The organism is Mesobacillus sp. S13 (assembly GCF_020422885.1).
Classification (GTDB): domain Bacteria; phylum Bacillota; class Bacilli; order Bacillales; family Cytobacillaceae; genus Mesobacillus; species Mesobacillus selenatarsenatis_A.
Map to the genome: position 1 here is coordinate 862,552 of NZ_CP084622.1, position 23,623 is coordinate 886,174.

At 43.9% G+C, this 23,623-nt stretch carries 28 protein-coding genes; 17 read left to right on the forward strand and 11 right to left on the reverse strand.

The annotated features are described in order from the left end of the window. Positions 1 to 345: 345 nt before the first annotated feature. Positions 346 to 912, forward strand: a complete 567-nt coding sequence (locus LGO15_RS04395; RefSeq protein WP_167833874.1) for a YflT domain-containing protein — start codon at positions 346 to 348, stop codon at positions 910 to 912. 68 nt (positions 913 to 980) lie between these two features. Here the strand turns inward: LGO15_RS04395 and LGO15_RS04400 are convergent, their stop codons facing one another. After that, positions 981 to 1,124, reverse strand: a complete 144-nt coding sequence (locus LGO15_RS04400; RefSeq protein WP_226086902.1) for a hypothetical protein — start codon at positions 1,122 to 1,124, stop codon at positions 981 to 983. Between the two features lie 120 nt (positions 1,125 to 1,244). On the opposite strand from LGO15_RS04400, the gene safA reads away from it, so the two are divergent. The 7 genes from safA (at position 1,245) to LGO15_RS04435 (ending at position 5,932) form a co-directional block, all read left to right on the forward strand. Further along, positions 1,245 to 1,853, forward strand: a complete 609-nt coding sequence (gene safA, locus LGO15_RS04405; RefSeq protein ID WP_226086903.1) for a SafA/ExsA family spore coat assembly protein — start codon at positions 1,245 to 1,247, stop codon at positions 1,851 to 1,853. 181 nt (positions 1,854 to 2,034) lie between these two features. Continuing rightward, positions 2,035 to 2,379 carry a lmo0954 family membrane protein gene (locus tag LGO15_RS04410; protein WP_226086904.1) on the forward strand — a complete coding sequence of 115 codons (345 nt, stop codon included), beginning with the start codon at positions 2,035 to 2,037 and terminating at the stop codon, positions 2,377 to 2,379. Positions 2,380 to 2,564: 185 nt separating this feature from the next. Further along, entirely contained in the window at positions 2,565 to 3,209 is a 645-nt protein-coding gene (locus tag LGO15_RS04415) for a PspA/IM30 family protein (protein WP_167833877.1), read from the forward strand. A 134-nt stretch (positions 3,210 to 3,343) separates the two neighbouring features. Next, the gene (gene liaF, locus LGO15_RS04420) at positions 3,344 to 4,078 is read left to right on the forward strand and encodes a cell wall-active antibiotics response protein LiaF (RefSeq protein ID WP_226086905.1); all 735 of its coding nucleotides are present in this window, start codon (positions 3,344 to 3,346) and stop codon (positions 4,076 to 4,078) included. Continuing rightward, positions 4,075 to 5,124 carry a sensor histidine kinase gene (locus tag LGO15_RS04425; RefSeq protein ID WP_226086906.1) on the forward strand — a complete coding sequence of 350 codons (1,050 nt, stop codon included), beginning with the start codon at positions 4,075 to 4,077 and terminating at the stop codon, positions 5,122 to 5,124. The genes liaF and LGO15_RS04425 overlap by 4 nt, the downstream gene beginning before the upstream one ends. Continuing rightward, the gene (locus LGO15_RS04430; protein ID WP_167833880.1) at positions 5,117 to 5,749 is read left to right on the forward strand and encodes a response regulator transcription factor; all 633 of its coding nucleotides are present in this window, start codon (positions 5,117 to 5,119) and stop codon (positions 5,747 to 5,749) included. The genes LGO15_RS04425 and LGO15_RS04430 overlap by 8 nt, the downstream gene beginning before the upstream one ends. A gap of 18 nt (positions 5,750 to 5,767) precedes the next feature. Further along, entirely contained in the window at positions 5,768 to 5,932 is a 165-nt protein-coding gene (locus LGO15_RS04435; RefSeq protein WP_167833881.1) for a hypothetical protein, read from the forward strand. A gap of 39 nt (positions 5,933 to 5,971) precedes the next feature. Here LGO15_RS04435 and LGO15_RS04440 read toward each other — a convergent pair whose 3' ends face one another. Beyond that, a complete protein-coding gene (locus LGO15_RS04440; protein WP_167833882.1) occupies positions 5,972 to 6,166 on the reverse strand; it encodes a hypothetical protein in 195 nt (64 codons plus the stop codon). A gap of 237 nt (positions 6,167 to 6,403) precedes the next feature. On the opposite strand from LGO15_RS04440, the gene LGO15_RS24290 reads away from it, so the two are divergent. From LGO15_RS24290 to LGO15_RS04455, 4 genes are all read left to right on the forward strand, one after another. Further along, a complete protein-coding gene (locus LGO15_RS24290; RefSeq protein ID WP_318999822.1) occupies positions 6,404 to 6,559 on the forward strand; it encodes an RAxF-45 family protein in 156 nt (51 codons plus the stop codon). Between the two features lie 159 nt (positions 6,560 to 6,718). Further along, positions 6,719 to 8,614: a ribosomal protection-like ABC-F family protein gene (gene abc-f / locus LGO15_RS04445; RefSeq protein WP_226086907.1), complete on the forward strand. Its 1,896-nt coding sequence runs from the start codon at positions 6,719 to 6,721 to the stop codon at positions 8,612 to 8,614. Positions 8,615 to 9,066: 452 nt separating this feature from the next. After that, on the forward strand, positions 9,067 to 10,398 hold the full coding sequence (locus LGO15_RS04450; protein WP_226086908.1) for a polysaccharide biosynthesis protein: 1,332 nt from the start codon (positions 9,067 to 9,069) through the stop codon (positions 10,396 to 10,398). A gap of 114 nt (positions 10,399 to 10,512) precedes the next feature. Next, on the forward strand, positions 10,513 to 10,896 hold the full coding sequence (locus LGO15_RS04455; RefSeq protein ID WP_413231391.1) for a DUF1284 domain-containing protein: 384 nt from the start codon (positions 10,513 to 10,515) through the stop codon (positions 10,894 to 10,896). Between the two features lie 17 nt (positions 10,897 to 10,913). Here LGO15_RS04455 and LGO15_RS04460 read toward each other — a convergent pair whose 3' ends face one another. Both LGO15_RS04460 and LGO15_RS04465 read right to left on the reverse strand, forming a co-directional pair. Next, positions 10,914 to 11,573, reverse strand: coding sequence for a TrkA C-terminal domain-containing protein (locus LGO15_RS04460; RefSeq protein ID WP_167833886.1), 660 nt, complete (start codon positions 11,571 to 11,573; stop codon positions 10,914 to 10,916). 91 nt (positions 11,574 to 11,664) lie between these two features. Continuing rightward, positions 11,665 to 11,931: a hypothetical protein gene (locus LGO15_RS04465; protein ID WP_226086910.1), complete on the reverse strand. Its 267-nt coding sequence runs from the start codon at positions 11,929 to 11,931 to the stop codon at positions 11,665 to 11,667. A 175-nt stretch (positions 11,932 to 12,106) separates the two neighbouring features. On the opposite strand from LGO15_RS04465, the gene LGO15_RS04470 reads away from it, so the two are divergent. Beyond that, entirely contained in the window at positions 12,107 to 13,042 is a 936-nt protein-coding gene (locus LGO15_RS04470) for a magnesium transporter CorA family protein (RefSeq protein ID WP_226086911.1), read from the forward strand. Between the two features lie 74 nt (positions 13,043 to 13,116). Here the strand turns inward: LGO15_RS04470 and LGO15_RS04475 are convergent, their stop codons facing one another. The 4 genes from LGO15_RS04475 to LGO15_RS04490 all read right to left on the reverse strand — a co-directional run bounded on the left by LGO15_RS04475 (position 13,117) and on the right by LGO15_RS04490 (position 16,885). Further along, on the reverse strand, positions 13,117 to 13,449 hold the full coding sequence (locus tag LGO15_RS04475) for a DUF3243 domain-containing protein (RefSeq protein WP_167833887.1): 333 nt from the start codon (positions 13,447 to 13,449) through the stop codon (positions 13,117 to 13,119). Between the two features lie 745 nt (positions 13,450 to 14,194). Beyond that, the gene (locus LGO15_RS04480; protein ID WP_226086912.1) at positions 14,195 to 14,830 is read right to left on the reverse strand and encodes a Bax inhibitor-1/YccA family protein; all 636 of its coding nucleotides are present in this window, start codon (positions 14,828 to 14,830) and stop codon (positions 14,195 to 14,197) included. 81 nt (positions 14,831 to 14,911) lie between these two features. After that, a complete protein-coding gene (gene mscL, locus LGO15_RS04485; RefSeq protein WP_167833889.1) occupies positions 14,912 to 15,280 on the reverse strand; it encodes a large-conductance mechanosensitive channel protein MscL in 369 nt (122 codons plus the stop codon). A 105-nt stretch (positions 15,281 to 15,385) separates the two neighbouring features. After that, a complete protein-coding gene (locus LGO15_RS04490; protein WP_226086913.1) occupies positions 15,386 to 16,885 on the reverse strand; it encodes a LuxR C-terminal-related transcriptional regulator in 1,500 nt (499 codons plus the stop codon). A 206-nt stretch (positions 16,886 to 17,091) separates the two neighbouring features. Here LGO15_RS04490 and LGO15_RS04495 point away from each other — a divergent pair, with 206 nt between their 5' ends. From LGO15_RS04495 to LGO15_RS04505, 3 genes are read left to right on the forward strand one after another with little or no spacing between them, the layout of a single operon-like run. Next, positions 17,092 to 17,664, forward strand: a complete 573-nt coding sequence (locus tag LGO15_RS04495) for a DUF6230 family protein (RefSeq protein ID WP_167833891.1) — start codon at positions 17,092 to 17,094, stop codon at positions 17,662 to 17,664. Positions 17,665 to 17,678: 14 nt separating this feature from the next. Continuing rightward, on the forward strand, positions 17,679 to 18,071 hold the full coding sequence (locus LGO15_RS04500) for a DUF6114 domain-containing protein (protein WP_167833892.1): 393 nt from the start codon (positions 17,679 to 17,681) through the stop codon (positions 18,069 to 18,071). Between the two features lie 12 nt (positions 18,072 to 18,083). Next, entirely contained in the window at positions 18,084 to 19,367 is a 1,284-nt protein-coding gene (locus LGO15_RS04505) for a hypothetical protein (protein WP_226086914.1), read from the forward strand. A 41-nt stretch (positions 19,368 to 19,408) separates the two neighbouring features. On the opposite strand, the gene LGO15_RS04510 is transcribed toward LGO15_RS04505, so the two are convergent. Then, positions 19,409 to 19,681, reverse strand: coding sequence for an acylphosphatase (locus LGO15_RS04510; RefSeq protein WP_226086915.1), 273 nt, complete (start codon positions 19,679 to 19,681; stop codon positions 19,409 to 19,411). A 491-nt stretch (positions 19,682 to 20,172) separates the two neighbouring features. Then, positions 20,173 to 21,405 (reverse strand): aminopeptidase, encoded by a 1,233-nt coding sequence (locus LGO15_RS04515; RefSeq protein WP_167833895.1) that lies wholly within the window; start codon positions 21,403 to 21,405, stop codon positions 20,173 to 20,175. A gap of 212 nt (positions 21,406 to 21,617) precedes the next feature. Here LGO15_RS04515 and LGO15_RS04520 point away from each other — a divergent pair, with 212 nt between their 5' ends. Further along, positions 21,618 to 22,013, forward strand: coding sequence for a hypothetical protein (locus LGO15_RS04520; RefSeq protein ID WP_167833896.1), 396 nt, complete (start codon positions 21,618 to 21,620; stop codon positions 22,011 to 22,013). A gap of 260 nt (positions 22,014 to 22,273) precedes the next feature. On the opposite strand, the gene LGO15_RS04525 is transcribed toward LGO15_RS04520, so the two are convergent. Beyond that, positions 22,274 to 23,542 (reverse strand): MDR family MFS transporter, encoded by a 1,269-nt coding sequence (locus LGO15_RS04525; RefSeq protein WP_226086916.1) that lies wholly within the window; start codon positions 23,540 to 23,542, stop codon positions 22,274 to 22,276. Positions 23,543 to 23,623: the final 81 nt, after the last annotated feature.

The window sequence follows — 23,623 nt, forward strand, 5'->3', positions numbered from 1 at the left end:
GAATGATGATTTTACAGTTTCTGAAAAATAAACGGAAAATTTTCGCTTAAATTGGAAACGACTCTTATTTTCACATGAATAAGGGTCGTTTTTCTGTTTATTTAACCAAAAACACTGGATTCTTTCTTATTTGTAGCAGTTAACCGGAATACCTCCTTTTATTTATCATTTATAAGCCTCTTGTTTAGACAAAGCCGGAAAAACTCCGCTTATGATTTCTCATGCCTACACAAAAACCAACTTAATGATGAAAGAGAATGTCCAATTTATCGTTCGACATAAGGTTTACGCCTCTTGTATGCGGGTATTTTTAAAGGGACTACTCGTCTAAAGGAGGCTTTTATTATGTTTGAACATGAAAAACATCTTGTAGGAGTATATGATAACGAGCAAGACGCAATCCAGGCTGTTGAGGACCTGAAAAGACAGGGATACTCAACTGATGACATCTCTGTTATCAGCAAGAATGAAGATGAGATTCACGATGTCAATGAAGCAACCGGTACAAAGACGGAGGAAGGTCTGGCTGCAGGTGCAGCAACAGGCGGCGTACTAGGCGGCCTTACTGGATTATTGGCAGGCATCGGTGCGCTAGCGATTCCTGGTATTGGTCCAATCGTAGCTGCGGGTCCAATCGCTGCGACACTTACAGGTGCAGCAGTAGGCGCAGGTGCAGGCGGATTAGCCGGAGCACTGATCGGTATGGGCATTCCGGAAGATGAAGCGGAACGTTACGAAGGCTATGTAAAAGAAGGTAAGATTCTTGTAGTTGTCGAACGTGACGAAAACAGAGTCGGCCTGAATGATAATGCTACAGCGATTGACGGCACAAGGAATGTAGACCCAGTCGATGCACCACTGACTTCGGACAACCCTGCCAACACTCGTTTTGATAACACACGCGACTTTTAACTTTTAAAAACCATGCCATTGTAAAAAGGCTGCCAGTTCATCCTGGCAGCCTTTTGGTATTCTACAACTTACTCTTCTCGCTTGCTATCCAGCAAATCAACCCGGCTCACATCATCGTAATTAAAAGCAGATCTTATAAAGAACATTAACGTACCGCCCATTAAACCGAGACAAATGACAAAACCAATGGTCATCACCCAAAGATAGCCCATACTTTGCATTCCTCCCTTGAATAAACTATATGCAGCGTTCTTGTGATGTTTTCTTATGAAAAATTAATAAAGTATAATTTCTTGGGTTTTTCTCATCCTATCAGGTGAGGAGGATTGAATATGTTCAAGAAAATACTTTTAGCTCTTTTATTGATGGTAATGGCTCTTCCAACCCTTTCGTCCGCACAGCAGGTCCACACAGTACAGCCAGGTGATACTTTATGGAAAATATCAGTCAGGTACCAGATTGGCCTTTCTGAAATCATCGCTGCCAACTCGCAGTTTAAAAATCCGGATTTGATTTATCCTGGACAGAAGGTAAATATCCCTACTATAAGAGCAACGAAGAGTATTGAAAGCCAGGTAATCCAGCTGACTAATCAGGAGCGAGCCAAGAATGGCCTGAAACCGCTAGCTGCTGACTGGCAGCTTTCCAGGGTTGCACGATATAAATCTGCTGATATGAGAGACAAAAATTATTTCTCCCATACAAGCCCAACATACGGCAGCCCGTTCACGATGATGAAGAATTTCGGAATCAACTATCGCAGTGCTGGAGAGAACATTGCTGCCGGCCAGCGGACAGCAAATGAAGTAGTACAATCATGGATGAATAGTCCAGGCCACCGTAAAAATATCCTTAGTCCTACATACACACATATCGGTGTTGGACATGCAACGGGCGGCAATTATGGCCACTATTGGACGCAAATGTTCATCGCAAAATAAATAGTTCGAATGGAAATAACCCGGTCGATGGACGCCGGGTTATTTTTGTTGCTGCGGTTGAATCCCATGGACCGGTACGCAGCTAAGCCTCAGGTCCTACTCCAAAATCAAGCTCAGGCACGTTATTGAATTTTAGCCAGAAAGGTAAGATGTAATCATAAGAGATAAGGAGGAATTGAACATGAAAAAATTTGGTTTACTGGTTGCCGGTTTCATTGCTGCCATGGTACTGATATCAAACCTTGGCCCGCTTGTCGGACTTGGGGTCAGCTTGCTGGTGCTATACTTCGTCGTCAAGCAATTTTTAAAGACAGATTCAACTGCCGCGAAAGTCGGCTGGGGAATCGCGGGCTTCATCATCCTGATGGCGACTGCTTCAAACGTACCAGCCATCCTGGCAATCGCAGCTGCTTATGTCCTGTACCTTGTATACAAGAATTGGGATAAAAAAGAAGATGTGATTCGCGAAGACGACGATCCTTTCGTCAACTTCGAAAAGCAATGGGCACAATTGAATAACAAATAACAAATAAATCCACAAAAATAAAATGAATGTACTTCAATTTGAAAACTATCTAGCTCCAGCGCCTAGCCCCTCGAGTCGCTTCGGTCCGCCCAATGAAGTCAAAGAACGACTTCACTGGTCGGCCCTCCAGCGCTTGTCGGAGCTGACCAAGGCGCTTGCGCTTATCAAAAAAGGAGAGATCTTAAATGGCAAATCTATTGACAAGAATCAAAAACACAGTAATGGCAGACCTTCACGAGGCACTTGATCAGAAGGAAAAGAAAAATCCGATTGCTCTGCTGAATCAATATCTTCGAGAATGTGAAAACGAAACAGAAAAGGTCAGAAAGCTGCTTGAGCGCCAGGGACAGTTAAAGGAACAGTTTGCCCGGGAACATCAGCAAGCCCTTGAAATGGCTGAAAAAAGGAAGTATCAATCAGAGGTGGCGATGCGAGCAGGTGAAAATGATCTTCAGGAGTTTGCTCAGCAGGAGCAGGCACAGTATGAAGAGCGCGCAGCCAGACTGAAGGAAGCCATGGAAAATGGTGTGAAACAGCAGCTCGAGCTCGAGCGGAAATATGAAGAGATGAAGCATAAATTGAAAGATATGCACATCCGCCGTCTTGAATTGATGGGCCGTGAGAATGTAACAAGAGCCCATCATCGAATGGACCAGGTACTGGATAACGGTGCGTACTCCGATAAAGCATACTCAAGATTCACAGAGATGGAAACTTATCTTGACCAGCTAGAGGAGAAAGTGAACAGCACTTACAACCGCAATACAATCGACAGCAGGATTGCCCAGCTGGAAAAAGAATTTAAAAGTAAAGAAACACATTCTATTTAATAGGCAAAACATGGTATTCTTAAGAGGCGCAGGCAGCTGCGCCTTTTGGGATATCACCTCGAAAAGACTTCATAATAAAAATCCTCTATCATGTATTCCAATTTTTAAAAAGCTAGAGGAAGGGAGGAAACAGCATGTTGAACAACATGAAAAATGATTATGTCAGCTGGATTGTGATTACTGGACTTATATTGCTATTGCTCGAAGTTTCATTTTTTAACGAAGGACTGATTTTCTCCCTTCTGGCAAGCGGAGCGATGGTTTACTTTGGCCGCTCATTAATGCCGAAGAAATCCGGGAAATTCTTATTTTGGGCAGGTTTGTTCTTTTTCCTGAGCAGTGTCTTCAGTATGATGACGTTCCGGTTTTTCTTATTGGCCGTCCTGATTTATCTTGCCTATCAATTCGCACAGTCGAAAAAGAAGCCTGAAGTGATCACGCCAGTTTTACAGGAGCCTGAAATAGAGAACAGGAAGGAAATGCTGATTGAAAAGACTCCTCTTTTTAAAAATCGTTTGTTTGGACATCAGGAAACACCATCACATGTGTATGAGTGGAATGATGTCAATATCCAGACGGGGGTTGGCGATAGTGTGATCGATCTAAGCCTGACCGTGCTGCCTAAGGATGAAACCGTCATTTTCATCCGAAATGTTATTGGGAATGTAAAAGTGTATGTCCCATATGATTTGGAAGTCACCCTCAGACACTCGTCAGTACTAGGGTCTGCTGAAGTATTTGAGCATGAGGAAGGAAGGGCGCTGAACCAGAATTTATATGTGCAGACTCCAGGCTATGAAGAGGCAGAGCAAAAAGTGAAAATTTTCACCTCGATGCTTGTTGGTAATATCGAGGTGAAACGCATATGACGACAGCCATGCGCCAAATCTTATGGGGATTAACACTCGGTATTATTTTATTCATCGCGGTGACTTTGTCTTTTGTACTCGTTTTTCCGGTCGCGAAGCTTTCTGATTTGTGGTATCGGGAACTGATGGATATCCCGTTCATCATTTTCACGTTCAGCATTAGCGTCGTGCTGGGCGTTGCTTTTGGTATGGCGTCAGGCACGTACTGGAGGAAGCAATTCGGGACTGTCGACAACTGGCTTTTTCAGCTGGAGGAAGGTCAGGAACCCGAAATTGAACTCAATCAGGCATACGCGGAAATCTCTTCGATTTCGAAAAGAGTCAGCAAGCTTCATAAGCAGATTTCTGAAAAAGCGATGCTGTCACAGCGTCTTGCGACTGAAAAAGCAGAGGAACAAGAGTCGCGCATTCAGGAAATTATTTCTCAGGAGCGCAACAGGCTAGCGCGCGAACTGCATGATTCTGTCAGCCAGCAGCTTTTTGCCGCCTCGATGCTGATGTCTGCGATCAATGAAACGAAAGCACCTTCCGAGAATGAGCGTGAAACAAAGCAGCTGAAAATGGTCGAGGAAATGATCCATCAATCGCAGCTTGAAATGAGGGCGCTCCTTCTGCACCTGAGGCCAGTCGCTTTGAAAGGGAAAAGCTTGCAGGAAGGAATCGAGGAACTATTAATCGAATTAAGACAGAAAGTCACCATGAATATAAAGTGGAAGGTGGAGCCATTCCCGTTGGATAAGGGGGTCGAGGACCATCTATTCCGCATCCTCCAGGAGTCTGTCTCTAATACGCTACGCCATGGTAAGGCAGAAGAGTTGGAAGTATTGTTGATCAAGCGCGATGATAAGGTGATCATGCGCGTTGTCGATGATGGTATCGGTTTTAACGTAGAAGAAGCAAAAGCAGGATCATATGGCCTCCAGAATATGCACGAGCGTGCCGGGGAAATCGGCGGGACATTGAAGATTGTCAGTGTAGAAAATAAAGGGACCAGGCTTGAGGTTAAGGTTCCAATTTTAATGGTGGCGGGTGAGAAGAATGATTAAAGTTGTATTTGTGGATGACCATGAAATGGTGCGGATTGGAGTTTCGTCGTATTTATCAGCCCAGCCTGATATTGAAGTGATCGGAGAGGCGGATAATGGCAAAACAGGTGTCGAAATGGTTCTTGAGTTGCGGCCTGATATCGTCCTGATGGACCTGGTCATGAAAGAGATGGACGGAATCGAGGCGACAAAGCAGATCATCGAGCAGTGGCCTGAAGCGAGAATCATCATTGTAACGAGCTTCCTTGATGATGAAAAGGTATATCCTGCGCTTGAAGCTGGGGCGACGAGTTATATGCTGAAAACATCGAAAGCCAGTGAAATAGCAGATGCGGTAAGAGTTACATACTCTGGTCAGCCTGTTCTCGAACCGGAAGTGACAGGCAAAATGATGATGAAAATGCGCCAGAAAAACAATGTTGAGCTGCATGAAGAGCTGACAGAGCGAGAAATGGAAGTATTGAAGCTGATTGCCGAAGGAAAGACAAATCAGGAAATCGCCGACGAACTATTCATCGCCTTGAAGACCGTGAAAACACATGTCAGCAATATACTAAGCAAGCTTCAGGTGCAGGACCGCACCCAGGCAGTCATCTATGCATTCAGGCATTCAATCGTAAAATAACACGGGGAGGTTTTCTGCATGGAGCCGTTATTTGGTGTGTTTGGATTGGTAGGTATTTTGTTGTCGGTAGGATTGCCAATCGTCCTTATTGTGCTATTTGTCATGCTTGTAACGAGCACGAAACGACAGGAAGCATTACTGACTGAGATCCTTGCGGAGTTGAGAAAAAAGGATTCATTTTGATTCATAAAACAAAAAAGAGGCCAATGGCCCCCGGTCAAACTAATTCGCTTTTTTGTCGATTACATCTAATTTCATAAGCATTTCGCTTAAGGCTATGGATATGACTTCCCGTTCTTCAAACTCATTTGGATAATGGGAAGCGCTATTTATATAGTTATGCTTTTCAGCTAACTTTTCTTTTATCTTTTTGCACATCCAGAGCTGGTAATCAGAAAGTTCCAGTTGTTTAAGCATTTGTCACCCACTCCTTCATTAGTTATCCATTACCCGCGGGTCAAGCCTGCTTAAACGCTTTATCCACAAGAATATCAGTATGGGAAAAATTGATAAAAGCCTATTGTGGCAGTTTTGAAGAGGATACAATCAAACGTTTGATTAACAGGGATAAATTATCGTATTAGGAAAAACTTGCTAAAATATAATGATGGTTGTAAAATAAAACTAATTATTATTGAACGGAGGTGAGAAGAGATGATCCAGACTGTTTTTGTACGCGGATTTTGGAATGAATTCCTATATTTTTGTCGTGCAAAATTTGCGATTGCAGCTGCCAACGGGACACGTATGCCCTTTTTTAACAGCTCAATATCAAATACAAACGGTAGGATCATCTCTTTTCCCGCTTAATTGCAAGCTACGGTGAATGGGGAGGGCTCTTTGCCCTCCTTTTCTATTCATGCAAGTTGCAAAAGCCAGGAGCAGAGCCATCTGCCCTGGCTTTTTTGTGTTTTTTTTAGACCGGGTGCATTAGCTGAAAAGGGGGATCGTTAATAGGAGGAAATTATAATGATAGCATGCAGCATTAACCATATAAGCAAAATGTACGGAGGCAATCTGATTTTTGAGGATTTGTCTTTTGAAATAAACGAGAAGGACCGGGTGGGGCTGGTAGGACCAAATGGGTGCGGCAAGACAACGTTAATAAAGCTGATTGCTGGCATAGAGGAAGCGGATCAAGGAAAGATTCACTGGAAGAAAGGCTTGAAAATCGGCTATCTTGCTCAGATTCCGAATTATGGTGAAAGGATGACCGCCAGAAATGTTCTGCAAACGGCCTTTGACGAGTTGCTGGAGGTTCAGGCTGAGATGAAGCAGCTTGAAAATGAAATGGCAGAAGCGGGCGAAGATTCAAGTAAGCTAGAAAAATTGCTTGTAAAGTATGGTGTTTTCCAGGAGAAGTTTTCTCTCGGTGGCGGTTATGAAATGGACGCCAATATTGACCGCATAGCTAACGGCTTGAACATAGAGGGCATGCTCGACTCGAACTTCAACAGCCTTAGCGGCGGCGAGAAAACCAAGGTAGGTCTAGGGTTGAGTTTGTTGCGAAATCCAGAATTGTTGCTTCTTGATGAACCGACCAACCATCTTGATATTATGGCAGCCGAGTGGCTGGCTGAGTTTCTGAAGGAATACGATGGTACTGTTGTGATTATTTCACATGACCGTTATTTCCTCGACGAAACGGCGACGAAAATCCTTGACCTGGAGGATGGCGAGATCGATCTTTATCATGCCAATTACTCAGGTTTCATCAAAGAAAAAGAGGCTAAATTACTGCGTGAATTCCAGGCGTTTGAGGAACAGCAGCGCAAAATCAAGAAAATGAAAGAGGCAATCAAGCGTCTGCGTGACTGGGCGAATAGAGCGAACCCGCCGAGTGCTGCTCTCCATAAAAGGGCTACGAACATGGAGAGGGCGCTTGCCAGGATGGAAAAGCTGGACCGTCCAGTTTTAAACAGGAAGAAAATGAATTTCGAACTGGAGACAGGAGCACGCAGTGGTAAAGATGTACTGGTCTTCAAGGATGTCGAGAAATCATTTGGCGGAAGGGAGCTGTTCTCCAAAGTCAATCTCCAGCTTCATTATCAGGATCGTGCAGCGATAGTCGGCGAAAATGGTTCAGGCAAGACGACATTGCTGAAGTTTATCCAAGATGACCTTGCACCAGACCAGGGTGAAGTCCGAAAAGGCAGCAATGTTAAAATTGGGTACCTGTCACAGCATATGGAGCTATCCAGCCAGGATGGGACAGTGCTTGATGCCTTCCGGAACGAGGTGGTCATGAATGAGGGAGAGGCCAGGAATGTTCTTGCAGGATTCCTGTTCTATGGCCCATCTGTTTTCAAAAAAGTTACCCAGCTGAGCGGGGGCGAACGAATGAGGCTGCGCCTTGCCCAGCTGATGCACCAGGATCTCAATTTCCTGATTCTTGATGAGCCGACGAACCATCTCGATATTGATTCACGAGAAGTACTTGAGAGTGCGCTGGACGGTTTCGAAGGTACACTCCTGGCTGTCTCGCATGACCGTTATTTCTTGAATAAGCTGTTTGATAAAATTTACTGGCTGGAGGGCGGAGAGTTGACGGAAGTCGAAGGGGATTATGACCGTGCCAGAGTGAAGCTGGCGGAGAAACGGAAGTACTCCGGGGCTGCGGCTCCAGCTCCACAGCAACCTGTAAAGCCTGCAATTACACAGGAAAAAGTTAAAGAACCTTTTGCTGCTCCTAACGAGGAAGCTTTGTTCGAAGAAATTGAAATTCATGAACAATCCATTGCCGCGCTCGATCAGCAAATGTCCGCAATGACCGATCTCGCATTGCTCCAGGAGCTCCATGCGGAAAAAGAAGCTCTAGAGACAAAACGAAACCAGCTGTATTCCAAGCTCGAGGAAATATCATAAATAAAAGTTGAAGAACTGCTTATAAGGCAGTTCTTCCTTTATTTTACTGGGAAAAACACGCTGGATTTTCCAATTCGCTATAAAAATTGAAAACTCGCTATATAAAAGAGAAAGTCGCTATAAAAAGTAGAAACTCGCTATAAAAGAAAAAATGTCGCTATAAAAATGAAAAACTCGCTATATAAAAAGAAATCCCCATATTAAAACAATTGAAAATTCATTATAAAACTGAAAATCCCGCTATATAACGATAAGAATTACACATTTAAAATGAAAAACTCACTATAAAGAGGAATTTTGCTACCAACATAAATAAGAAAATCCCGCTTTAAAATTCCACTCCCCAAATGATGAAGGAGCCTCAACAAACAGCTCAAAATTTACCTCTACATATTGTCCGGACTTGTCTCATATGTATATAGGAGTAAATGAGTCGGATTGGGAGAGAAGCTATGAATACTTTTTTAAAAGGGATGTCGATCCTCGTGGTTGCTACTTTTCTTGGAGAGGTGGTAGAGTTCCTCGTCAATATGATCCTGGCAAGGGAGCTCGGGGAAAGCGGGATGGGGCATTACATGACGATATTGCCGACGATTTTCTTGATCATGATGCTTGCGAGCTTTGAGCTGCCGGTATCGATTTCCAAGATGATCGCGGAGAAGGATGAGTCGTACCACCGGAGCATGATCAGCCATGCCATCAGGCTGGCAGTGGTATTCACTACGGTTTTGCTGATTGCCGCGGCGATTGTGCTTCCGATCATTCCAGTGTTCAATGATTACCATCCTTTGCTCAAATGGGTCGTGCTGTCGCTTATACCCGTGATGACGATTACCGCGATCGCCAGGGGATTTTTCATGGGAAAACAGGATATGGGGAAAATCGCGATATCCCATTTTGTGAGAAGAGCTGTCCAGCTCATCCTGCTTTCAGCTCTTTTTCAGTTCTTTGAGTTTGGCAGTGAAACGGCTCTCCTTGTTGCTTTTTGCACACTGGCCGGAAGTGAACTCGTCGTCTTTCTATATCTATTACACTACTTCATTATGTCCTATCAAAGCATCAAACGTGTGCCAGGTAAGCATGTTAGCGGGCGGGAGGTAAGGAAGAGTCTTGTTGAGGTCTCTGTGCCGACGACAGGACTGAGGATTTTTCATTCACTGACGCATGCCGTTCAGCCATTTCTGATAAAATTTGCGATTGTCAGTGCAGGGTTATCTTCTGAAATGGCGACAGAACAATTCGGGATGATGGCGGGAATTGCCATGACGATTGGATTCTTCCCGGCATTCATTGCTCATTCATTCCTGATCATCTTGATTCCAACTGTGTCAAAGGCCTATGCAGAAAAAGAATTCTTCAAGCTGCAAAAATTGCTGCAGCAGGTGATGCTTTTGACATTGCTTTATGGATTGCCGGCGGTCACGGCCTTTTATTTTCTGGCCGAGCCATTGACAATGACCTTTTTCCATTCGAAACAAGCGGCCGTTTTTTTGCAGCTGCTTGCGCCATACTTTCTGTTTCATTATTTCACCATCCCAATGCAGGCTTATTTAATCGGCCTCGGTTTGGTGAAGGATGCCTTTATCCATTCTGTCTATGCAACGATTGTTACCTTTGCGCTGATCTATCTGGTTGGCTCAAGGCCGGATTGGGGGATGGAAGGAGTCATTGTCGGCATGAATACAGGCAGTATGGTGATCCTGATGCTGCATTACCTGACGATTTGCAAGAAAATCGGCATCACCTGGTTTGCTAAGAGCCCAATCAAAGATTCCAGATATTAAAAGGATTACAAGGACTTTTGCAGAATTAATAAAACAGATTAATTTTTCAGGAGTGATGGTGTGGAAAAAGTTTTGAGAGGGCACCATCTCCTCTGCGTGCATGGTTTCAGGGGGATGGGCTACAGTCCAGAGTTTGTGAAGAAGATGGAAAGCATCGTAAATCATATACGTGACCCGGAGCAGGATTTTTACATAAAGGTAGTTGCTGCGTTCGATGATGCATGCATGTCCTGTCCTCATCGGGGCCTTGAGATTTGTGAGGCAAGCGAAGGATCCAATGAGCATGTTCTATCGATGGATGGGAAAGTCATCCGCCATTTGGGCCTCGTGCCTGGAGAGCGTTATTTGAAGTCTGAGTTGGTAAATTGGACCGCAGCAAAGGTTGAACCCAATGACTTGGATGAGCTTTGCAAGAACTGTTCATGGCTGCAATATGGAGTATGCAAGGAAGGGATTGCGGAGCTTCGCGAAAATAAGAAATGCCTGACCCGTGGTTGATACCAACAACCATAAGGTCAGGCCTTTTTGAATTTTTCCTCAATTTGAGGGTTATTTCCGTAGACAATCAGTTTGTCACCAGGCTCAATTTTTGTCTCATAAGCTTTGTTGCGGATATTGATTTCCCCTCTTTTTATGAATAAAAGAATGATATCATCCTCTTTTTCCACAATTTCCTCGAATGTCTTATCTGCAAAAAAAGAGTCTTTACTTATCACAATCTCTCTAACCTCATCTTCTTCATCCATGAGAAGTACATCACTGATTGGCAGGTCTGCCAGCTCATAATTTTCCTTTAACTCACTTTTCATCTTCCCGCCCATCAGATGCTGGACCGCAGGCGCCCTTAAAGTTAGCAACAAGACCAATAGCCCTACGGCAATATAGGCGATTTCCATTGTATAAAAATTATCTGTCAATAGATTGCTGATGGCAGAAATGATTACCGCAAGCGAGAATGCTCCAAACAGGATCAAAAAGGCACCCAGCCTTCTCCTGACAGGGTGGTCAATGATCAATTCGGATTCTCCAGTGGTAAAACCTGTGCCGGTGAGCATGGAAATGACCTGGAACCGGGCGATTTTACGTTCCAGGCCAGTCGCAACAAATATCGATGTGTTAATTTCGATGACCGTAAACACGATGAACAGGTAGATGAATATAAAGAGAATACCCATGATCTCCATTCCTCCTCTCACTATCTAGTATTGATTGTGAAGACATGAATTAAACAAAAAATAGACCGGGGAAGCCATTCCCCGGACATGGTTATCGTTGTTCTTGAAGATTCTCGTTGTAGTAGTTGACTCCGTACATTGCGCCTTCGCTGACCATTTTGTTGTCTTCAACGTCCAATGGGTCAGGATTTCCGGCTTTTTGTACTGGAATCACATCGGTTTTCGATGGCATGACCTTTTCTTTTACCTGTGTTGCCATCTCGGTAAGTTTCGCTTTATTTTCTGGTTTCATGGCCATCCATAATGCAGCGGCTCCTACTCCCAACATGACTGCGTTTTTAGTTTTGGTTTGCATCATTAAAACCTCCTAAGTGTTTTCACCTTTGTTATTGCTTCTACTTTTATTTACCCGCTCTATAAAAATCAAAAACATTTTTAATATGGAAAGCCTGGCAAGTATTAGTGTGACGGTTTCAAACAAGTATATAGAGGGAAGAGTAATATTTGATTATCCTATGAAAGGTCTGAGGCCATTGCGGCATACATTTAATGATAAAAAATGGACTTGGTTTGAATCTGGGAAAGAAGACCAGCAGGAGATTAAAGAGTTCGTCTCAAGAAAACCTTCCTGTGAAAAATGGTACGAAAATATAGAAGACAATAAATCGAACCTTCTTGAGTTAAACACACAGGAAAGGGGAGAAGAGTATATCTGGGGCTCACTGATATATCAACAGGATATCGAGGAGAAGGGCGAGAAGAACATCTTCCATTTTTATATTAGCAAAGACTTTTTCATCACTGTGGATTTTGATTTTACCATCCTCAACACGAACTCAATAGGTGTGCATAAACAAATGGACCAGGCAGAAAATGCTATTGAGGGCTTCTTTATTCTGCTGGGTGAAATTTTATCAAGCTATTTGCAGAAAATAGATGGATATGAAGAGCGGCTTCATGATCTATTATGGGAAATGAAGGAACATAATAATCTCGAAATCCTCGAGAGAATCTATGAAAGTCGTCATGAACTTCTTATTTGGAAAAACCTAGTCATCCCAATTGTGGAATTGAAATTCATAGCTGAGGAAGCTTATGGGAAATCCATTCATGAAAAAGCAGAATTCAGCCGGGTGGTAACCCGCGTCGATCGAATCCGCACACTGCTTAGTGAATACCAGCAGGCAATCGATACGATGATCAATCTTGAAGAAGTCGTCTCTACCCACCGCGGAAACGAAATCATGAAGACGCTGACGGTCATGACCATCCTGTTTACGCCTGTTACCGCCTGGGGCGCGGTGTGGGGCATGAATTTCAAAGTCATGCCAGAATTGGAATGGAAATTTGGCTATGTATTCGCAGGTGTGCTGATAATCGCTTCAACAGCAGGATTGTATTATTATTTGAAGGTCAAGGGCTGGATGGGAGACATCTTGCGAGTGAAAAAGAAAGATAGGTTCTTCTAGGTGAAGTGCCCAAAATAAAACTGCACCCTCCTGATAGGTGCAGTTTTTTTGGATTTTTTTCTGAAAAAGGAGAGTTATTCAGCCAATTTCACCAGCATATGTGCCAGTCCGTGCTGTTGTTCTTTTGTGCCAACTTTCCAAAGCTCCTGAAGAAGCTGCTCCTCTTTATTGCGTGGCGTTACGTTATCAGCAAGGTAATCGGCAACCTTTTCCGCTGTTTTTGCAAGCTGCTCTTCACTCAACCCGGCTGTTTTGCCTAACTGAATACGCTTGCTTAAATAAGTTCTGAACTCATTGAAGTCACCAAGGATTTCATCTGCTTCCTGTGTATCAATTCTTTCAAGCGTTTCATCCACCTTACTAGTATCCACTTCGCCATTTTTATTAATCATATGATCTTTTTCCATGTTAAAACCTCCTTGTAAAAGATATCTTTTAAATACCCTGAAGTCTGAATCTAGTAAACCTTAGGGAGCACATTCAAAGATAGACAAAAATACAATTGCAAATTCTTCCCTTACTCGTAAATCACGTAAAGTATGAAACTTAGCGTTCCTATTCGTTTGTATCAAAAAAGGTGCGGGCCACTAGGCCTGCACCTTTTTTGAGTCCGACATACGGACGATGGGAGGAGTCTTCCTCTGTTGCTATTCAATTTGCGCTATTGGGTAAATCGATGTTAAATGTATCGATTTAAGACCAGCGTGCCTTGAGACAGCAACGCGAATCTTCCTCCGCTTGCATAGCCAATGACGTATTCCGAAGTCGCCGTAAAGTCTTTCAACTTAACCAGTCCCTTCCTTACTAATATTGGCCTTGCTCTATCCTGCGGACTAACTTAGAGGAGTGTCCTGCTCAAGCTATTCAAAAACAATGGTGTCAATCGATGTTAAGTCCATCGATTCAAGACCAGCGTTCCTTGAGATAGCAACGCAAATCTTCCTCCATTTGCTAAGCCAATGACATTTTCCGAAGTCGCCGTAAAGTCTTTCAACTTAACCAGTCCCTTCTTTGTTTTGTATTGGCCTTGCACTATATATATACCCGGGTGAAATGACAGAAAACTTCTTAAACTCAATAAAAAGTTGGTATTGAATCCAATTATTGGTATAAGCGAAAAGGCAGCCTCCAGGGGCTGCCTTTTAAACTGTATTAATCATTGCTGGATAGAATCCCGAAGAAACGCAGGATATATAGGAAAAGATTGATGAAATCCAGATACAGGTTCAGAGCCATCAAAGGAACTTCTTCTGGACTAACGCCATAATGCTTCATCCTGTTAAAATCAAACAATACATACCCGCTGAAAACGAGTATTCCAATAAAGGAATATGCCATCATTCCTGTCGAGCTAAGCGGCCAGAACCAGTTGAAAATACTGACAGCAATCAGGGCCAGCAAGGCTGCCATCAGCATGCCGCCAAGGAAGCTTAGGTCACGCTTCGTTTTTGTCGCATAAATCGCGAGTCCAGTGAAAACAACAGTAGTTGCTCCCAGCGCGTTGATCACGACATTAGCACCGGATACCGCAATGTAATGGGCAATCACCGGATACATCGTCATTCCAGAAATGAACGTAAAAGCATAAAGGAATGCATAGGAGATCGCTTTTTTCTTACGTAAAAAGAACACTCCTATCAGCATCCCAATTTCAATGATGACGAGCGGAAGGAACAGCGCTGGCGGAACAAACACTCCGGCCATTGTGCCAATGAAGGCAATTGCCAGGGAAAAAGCGAAAGTTCTCATTACCGATGGCATCATTGAGTGATCTGAGTAAGCGTACATCTAATATGTCACCTCATCAAGTTATTTGATTATGTATACGGGTGACAGGCACTACTGGTTTCATCCTCTGCGAAAAAATTTTTAAATATGTTTTTTTTCTTTTAAAAGATCGCGAATCTCTTTCAAAAGCTCTTCTTTTACATCAGGTGTTGGAGCTGCAGGCTTTGCCTCTTCCTTTTTCCTGTAGCGGTTGATAATCTTCACAAACACGAAAATAGCAAAAGCGGTAATGAAAAAGTTAACGACAGCCTGGAGAAACGATCCATATGCAATCACTTTATATTTAAGATCCGAAAGGTCAGCACCAAATGTAGCAAGTCCTACGATGGGCATAATAATATCAGCCACGAGTGATGATACGATTTTCCCGAACGCGGCCCCGATGATGACCCCGACAGCGAGGTCCAGCACATTTCCTTTAAAGGCGAATTTTTTGAACTCATTCCACATTTATATGTACCCCCTAAAATGATATCTCTTATATTCTGCGAGATTGTCAGGGAAAAAGCAATAGGGCCTGCCCATCTAGGTGAGGCGAGGCCCAAAGGTTCTTACTCATTGAATTAATCTCATTTTTAATGCTTTCACAGCTGCATCGGTTCGATTTTTAGCATCAAGTTTCTGAATGATGGCGGAAATATAGTCCCGTACTGTGTAAGAACTGAGGTAAAGGGCATCGGCTGCTTCATTGATGGAAGCACCTTCGGCAATCAGTTTCAGCACCTCGCGCTCCCGAATGGTAAGGACGGCACGCTGGACCCCGAAAAGCTGAACGGCATCTTCATAATATTGATTTAATAATTCACCGCCATACTGCCCGAACTTGATAAGAGCAGTGAGCGTTTGATTGTTGACGGTAAATGATGTGTTTTCTCCACGGTCAAGCAAGGCGAGACCAATGAGTTTATTTTCAGCCGGAACATAGATTGGCAGGACGACTAATGATTTCAAGCTGTAATCGCGGACGTATTTTCCAGGCAAAATTTCAGCTGCATCTTCAATGAATATTGGTTTGGAATGACTGAAATGCTTTAAGTATTTTGTGAGCAGCGGAAACTCGGCAATGCTCTCTTTTATATGCTGCACCGATCCTGTATGGACATTATGTGCATGGACGCCGACACCGCTATGCTCACCAGGGGAATAGATGAAAAGGGCACAGCGTGAAAATGGCAGGTAATCAACCAAGCCCTGGGTAATCATTTTAACAGCTTCGGAAGCACTTTGAGATTGAATCAGCACTTGTTGAAAAAGTAGGGTGGCATCCTTCCATTCAAGCTCGCTTTCCAGGTGGTTCAGCTTCATTTGCTTCAGATACATTTTTCGCAGCGTCTCTTTTTGCTCGTCTGTGACGGCCTCCGCTTTATCCTTGATACAAATTAACAACGTTTCAGTCAGACAAGGAATGGTGATGATTTGTGGTTGAGCTTCGCCTGGTGACAATAATCTCGAAAGGCCAATTGCCAGGTCTGCTGGATGTTGAGCTTGTAGTCCCTCGCACATGGTGACCAGTTGTTCGTTAACGGTAACACCATCAGCACAGACGACTTTGTTTACTTTGTATTGCGTTTGATCATTGCGGATTACAGCAAGCCAATTGCTTGGTACAGCACGAAGTTTCAACATCGTCTTCAGCCATTTGTCATCCTGGTATTCCAGCTGCTGCGTCCGCAGGACCTTATCAAGGATTCTTGTAAAAAAGACCTGTACCGCCTGGTGCTCAAGGAATCCGGCATTCTTTCTCTTTAAGATTTTATGAAATAAATTTTCTACTGCACTGACCAGAAAGATGGCGTCAAAATCATTGACGAATTCGGGGTGGCGTGTCTGCCACTTATGGACTAATAGCTGAATGAAATCATTTGTAGATTCGAAGGTGTTCCGTGAAAGGTGGTTGAAGCCATAGACAATCATACTCTCAAAGTCAGATATAAGATCACTTTGCCAGGCTTTCATGTCTTTTTTTAAATGGCCCCATTCTTTTAGAAACGGTTTCTCGCAATCTTTTAAAAGAACTAAACCTCTATAGGCCAAATCCTCAATCTTATGTTCCATTAGGCAACCTCACTCTCAAATTCTGGTAAAATATAATTCGTTTAAAAATTCAGATTTATGTACGTCTATTCTTTTTACCCGACATTTAACGGGGTTAACACGCTGTTAACGATATTTTTCGGAGTTGTATGCTTGATTTTTCGGGGATATGTTATAAGTAGGAATTAATTTAGAATTTTAAAAATATTTAATCGGAGGTGGCTTCATTGAACGGAGCTGTCGTAATGGAAAGCAAGACGAATAAGAAGGTTTTTTGGGGTGCACTGGCAGCTGGACTTCTTGCGCTTGGAATTTTACTGGTGTCATTCGGTTTATCGGGTGTGGCCTATGCAGTCCCGATTGCCGGTGTAGGAGATTTTTATGTTGAGTTCGATAAGCTTGAAGGAGAAGGCTACAAATTCTATCCAAAACTTGGTGAAACGAGCAGTTCAGACGCTACACCACAGGGGACGAATATCATTGAGAAACTGACCATCGACAATCTGCAATTATACAAGGATTTTCAGGTAGGCGGGGAGTGGATCCGCGTCAAAATACAGGCATCAAAACCTGTACAGATTTCCGGACTGCAGCATGATGCTGGCTTGATTGAGGCAAACGCCAAGTTCCAAAACCTTGCGCTTGCAGAAAACAACAGCACGGACTGGACTAAGCAGTTCCAGCAGACATCAAGCACGATCATCCTTGAAAATGCCAAATTGAAGACTCATTACTTATTCCAGGAAACAATCAATATGGCTGGCATGAAATTGACAGTGGAAAAAATCGATAAGAAATAATCGAGGTGACAAATATGGTATTTAAAAAGTGGAGACATACACGGCCATTCTTTGGGGCAATTTTAACCGTGTTAAGCGGATTGATGATTTTATGGGTGCCATTGAATCTCTATTTGAGCACCTTTCTTCCAGGATCGGTGGCCGTCATCGGCTTGCTTTTTGGCGGATTGATCACGCTGATGGGATTGATGTCCTTCTTTTTGCCAAGTGCCTCTAAAGCGCTGGGCATCATCGTCATCTTTTTGTCCATTCTTTCTGTCATCGGCGCACTGGGCGGCTTCCTGTTCGGAACGATATTTGGAATCATCGGCGGGGCCTTGCTGACAGCATGGCGGATGGTGCCTGCAGAAGAGTCAGCAGGAGCACCCGTTTCAGATGCCGCTACGCACCCAGCTAAAACAGGATAAAGGGGAGAAAAAATGAAGAATCGGATATTTTTAGTAGTGATGTGCCTTCAGCTAGCTGCATTATCATTCTTCCCTTTTATTGAAAAAGCGGATGCAGCCGGCAATGAGGCAGAAGGATTCATCATCCAGGCTGACCGGGTTGTTGGCGAAAATATGAAGGCAACGTTGGTTGCTGGCGAAACTTCCTCAACCAGTGCTAGGCCGATGCTGCGGATCACCTACGATTCAGCAAAGATTTACGGCATGAGGCTGACAAAACAGTTCCAGACATCAGGAGGGACGGTCAGCCTAACGATGAAAGCAAGTGGACCAGTTACTATACAAGGGATGCAGGTCGACGCCAGCGCGATTTCCTTCAAGGGTGCATGCGTTTATGCTGCAAAAATCATCCCGAATGCCGCCCTTGAAGGTGTAACAATGGTTGCTCATTCAATGAACGCAGAAAACAGCAGTCTCGACAAGCTAAAATTGCAGACAGTGAATGGCACTGACGGAGTACAGAAGCCAGGCACTCTGGAAATTTTACAGGAGCTCGGGAATATGCCTCTAGGCCAGATGAAGACAGAAATCGAGAAAATCACCAGCGGCCAGCTCCCGTTGACATGTGAAGGTGAAGAGGATGCAGAACTGGCAGATCCAGTTGAAGATACAGTAGGGACGATTATAGATCCAGCTGACGACCTGCTGGAAGAAGTGACAGATCCGATTGGTGACACGATTGGCGCAGTGACAGATCCAATTGATGACACGATTGGCAAAGTGATCGACCCGCTGGATGAAACAATTGGGAAGGTAACGGATCCTCTGAAGAACACCATCGGAAAGGTGACCGACCCGCTTAAGGACACGGTTGCTAAGGTCACCAGTCCGGTCAAAGAAACGGTCGACAAGGTCGTCTCTCCAGTTGAAAAAACGGTCGGGGAAGTGGCGGAACCGGTACAAGAGGTCGTCAAGGATACGACAGACACAGCAAAGAAGGTAACCGAACCAGTGAAGTCAGTTGTGGATGGAACAGCCAAAACAGCGTGCGAAAAACTGGAAGCAGGAAATGGTGAGATCACAAAGGAACTTGCTCTGGAGCTGATCGACAAGGCGCTGTCCGAAAACAAAATGCTTGATGAATTATGCCCCACAGACTCCACATTGACAGCTCAGCTTGAAAAATGGACAGAAGGGGTAATGGATTCTCTCGGACTTCTGTCCATTCTAGGGGTGAAACCAAGCGAGGATGCGCAGCTGAAAAAGATGAGGGAGGCTATTTTAAAAGAACCGGATGGATCAATCATCAATTTCTAACATTTAACACAAGAAAGGCAGAGGATGATTCCTCTGCCTTTCTAATATTTTATCGCAAATGACTTATAGGTTTCGATTTTCTCTGTTTCGTTCACTTCAATATGGTTAACAGTAGAGAATGGATTGCCCCTTCGTACTTCATCGGTGAATTTTTCAAGGTCAGGCCTGGAACCAGAAGCAAGGATTTCCACGCCGCCCTCCGGCAGATTCTTCACCCAGCCTGTAATGCCAAATTGGATTGCCTTCATTTGAGTATAATACCGATACCCCACACCCTGAACCTCACCAGTCACAATAATTTGTAATTGGATCAAGACGTCGCCCCCAGATAAACAAATAGGTTAACAATATATCTAATGTTATATGTAATGATTGCTTAGTAACTTCATTATATCACACAAGATTAGGGGGCATAAGGGAAATGGGAGTTTATATTTTGTTTTACAGCAGTGCTGAAACGAAAGGTGAGGAAGCAGAAACTGGACAAGTTAAATGAAGATGGATGTAAAGTGACAGGCTCAGCCCGGAATTAAAAAAGCTTTGAGTGGAAAAAAGGAATGCTGTCCGAAGAAGATTCAAGTTCAGTTAGAGGAAGTGAGCTAAAGCTGTCCGAAGTAAGGCCAAGTTCAGACAGCTTTGAAGGGAAGAGAGCAAATACTGTCCGAAGAAGAGTCAAGTTCAGACAGCTTTGAGGGTGAGGAGCAAAAGCTGTCCGAAGCAGAGCAGCTTCTGATAGAGAAGTCCTCCCAGCACATCAAAAACAGCCGAACAAATTGTCCGGCTGCTGCTAAAAACATATCCAATCTTATAGAGCCCAGTCTCCATTGCGGAATACTGGCTCAGCAGTTCCATCTGCTGTGATGCCGTCGATGTCCATTTTATCGGAGCCGATCATGAAGTCGACGTGCGTGATGCTTTCGTTCAGGCCGTTCTCAGCCAGTTCTTCTGAAGACATTGTCTTTCCGCCTTCTACACAGAATGCATAAGCGCTTCCGATTGCGAAATGGTTTGACGCGTTCTCATCAAATAGTGTGTTAAAGAACAGCACATTTGATTGGGAAATTGGCGAGTTGAATGGTACTAGGGCAACTTCACCAAGATAGTGTGAACCTTCATCAGTAGCCACAAGCTGCTTCAGGATTTCTTCGCCTTCTTCAGCTTCAACTCCAACGATTTTTCCATTTTCAAAAGTAAGCTTGAAGTTGTCGATGATGTTTCCGCCATAGCTAAGTGGCTTCGTGCTTGAAACATAACCGTTTACGCCTGTTTTCAACGGAACAGAGAATACTTCTTCAGTCGGCATGTTTGCCATGAATTCATTGCCTTGCTCGTTCACGCTGCCAGCGCCAACCCAGATATGCTTCTCAGGAAGCTCGACTGTCAGGTCAGTGCCAGGTGCTTTGTAGTGAAGCTTTTTGTAGCGCTTGCCGTTCAGGTAATCAACCTTCTCATGAAGGGAAGAGTCATGGTCTTTCCATGCAGCGACAGGATCTGGAGTGTCCACACGGACTGCCTTGAAAATCGCATCCCAAAGCTTCTGCACAGCTGTTTCAGCAGTCTCCTCAGGGAACACCATTTTTGCCCAGCCTTCAGAAGGAGCAGCAATGACTGTCCAGCTAACTTTATCGGATTGTATGTATTTGCGATACTTTGAAAGTGCTGTTCCAGCAGCTTTCTGGAAGTTTGCGATGCGCTCGGACTTCACACCCTTCAACAAGTCAGGACTTGAAGAAACGATTGACATGAATGCTGCACCGTTTTCAGCTAGGTCTTCCACTTCGCGTGCGCGCCATTCAGGGTATTCTGTGAACGCCTCATCTGGTGCAAGATCGTATTTCGTTCTGTTTACGACATCATCATTCCAGTTCACGACGACGTTTTTAGCGCCGGCTTCGTATGCCTTTTTCGCAACAAGACGGACAAATTCAGCAGAGTCGATCGTCGTATTGACGACAAGCGTCTGGTCCTTCTGGATGTTCACGCCAACCTTGACAGCAAGGTCTGCATATTTTTCTAAATTCGTTTGAAAATCACTCATCTATTTCGCCCCTTTTCAGAATCTTCTTTTACATTGTAACGATTTTATAGGAAAAAAGAAACTTAAGACATTCGACTAAACTAGACACACAAGCGGCACTGCAGGTTCAGTTCTTATCTGTCTAAATTTGCTATCCTATTAAACTAGCACATGACAGCGGCCTAATGTAAAATAGAGCGGTATAAAAAGGGGTATAGGAGGATATTTTAAAGATGAAATATGATGTAGTTTTATTACGGTTATCAGCGATTTACGCTTTCATTGGGGCATTCCTCGGTTCGCATATGGCAGGTGCCGGCAGTTATGCTATCCGACCAGTCCATGCACATATCCTTGTTGTCGGCTGGCTGAGTCTGTTTGCCTTCTCCAGCTACTACCGTTCTTATGTGGTACCTAAGACTTCAAAACTAGCATTGCTTCATGTCTGGACAGCAATTATCGGCAGCTTCGGATTGACTTTAGGCATGTGGCTTTATAGTGTGAAGCCATTCCCACTGCCTGAAACCTTCACAATGGTGTTCTACATCGTTGGCGGATCCACTTTGCTTCTCAGCTTCCTGCTATTTGTATTCATGACATTTAAATATAGCGATGCGAAGGTAAAATAATGGAAAAATCCATGCAGAATCAAGCTTCTGCATGGATTTTTTTGTGTGTTTGGGTTTTAAATAATGCTCATCACCCTAACATTTTCACTTTCTAATCAATATATTGGCGAAAATACAAATATATCAGCGGATTTCTAATTTTATCGCCCACATTTCCCAATATATCAGCGGATTTTTAATTATATCGACCACATTTTCCAATATATCGACCAACTTCATATTTCCACTATTAGAAGATCCGCGAATTAGAAGAATTACACTCAAATCCCGGCAGCCTTCTTACTCTCATACATCCTGAACATCAGCCAGAACAGCACGGCGCTCAAAACGGCGAGAATGCTAAGGATGGTGAATGTCCAGCCATAGCCGATCCAAACAGTCAACGGAATGCTGATTGGGGCAATCGTCCTGCCAATCGTATAGCGCAATGAAGCGGCGGCAAAATACTGGCCGCGCATTTTTTCAGGTGCCAGGTTGGAAATGAAGGTTTGCTGCAGCCCGGCTGTCATCAGTTCAGCCAGTGTGAACACAGCCATTGCCCCGATCAGGCCCCAAATCCAATTGGTCGCACCGAACATCAATATCGACACTGCATAGATGAGCGATGACAATACAAACACATTCCGTTCCCGGAAGCGGGTCACCCATCTCGTAACAACTACAGTGAAGAGGGCAACCAGCAATCCATTTTCGGATAAAATCAATCCAAAAGCCTGCTCTCCATTCACGGTGAATACCTTGCTGCCGAGTTCTAGCACCGTTTGATTATGCACCGTATCCTTTGTGTAAACAGGGAATAACAAATCAAGCTGCATGAATGTTTGGGCCGCTAAAATCCCTGCGATGATGAACATGAGAAATACTTTATCTTGGACAATGACCTTGTAATCGGCAATTTGATCTTTAAGAAAGTCATACCATTTGCCATTTTCTGCACGTGCTTGCCTGGCTGAAGCAGGGACCGTTTCACGCGTCCAATTTGCGAGGACAAGTGCAAGCAAAATGGAGATGATCGCGACGGCAATCATCAGTTCAAACCGGTATTTTACATAAAAAATCGCTCCGAGAATTGGACCGACAACCACGGCGATATTGATTTGTGTATAAAAAATAGCGAACACGCTGCTTCGGTCTTTTTCAGGAACCACGTCGGCTACCATCGCCTGGCTGGCAGGCCAATAGATCGAGCCGAACATCCCAACGAGGGTAAAGCAGATGAAACCGAGCATCGGCGAGGTGAACCATGGTGATACGGCATAGGCAAAAACTAGGAAGGCGATGCCCTGGCCAAATGCTGAGATGACCATCATTCGCTTGCGCCCGAACCTGTCCGCCGTATATCCTCCAAGCAAATTGGCAAACACCGAGAACACCTGTGAAAAAATCAGCAGGAATCCAGCTTTGTCCTTACCAAAGCTTTCAGCAAAGTAAATCGTTAAAAACGGGAAAAACATCCAAAATGTTATATTCATTAAAGCTTCGCCGAACAAGCGAATCTTCAAGTTTCGATCCCAATCTCTTATCCTCATGATGCTTCTCCTTTTATATCTTTGAATGACACCAACGAATATCATACTACTCCATAGGAATTTTTTACAAGTTAAATTATC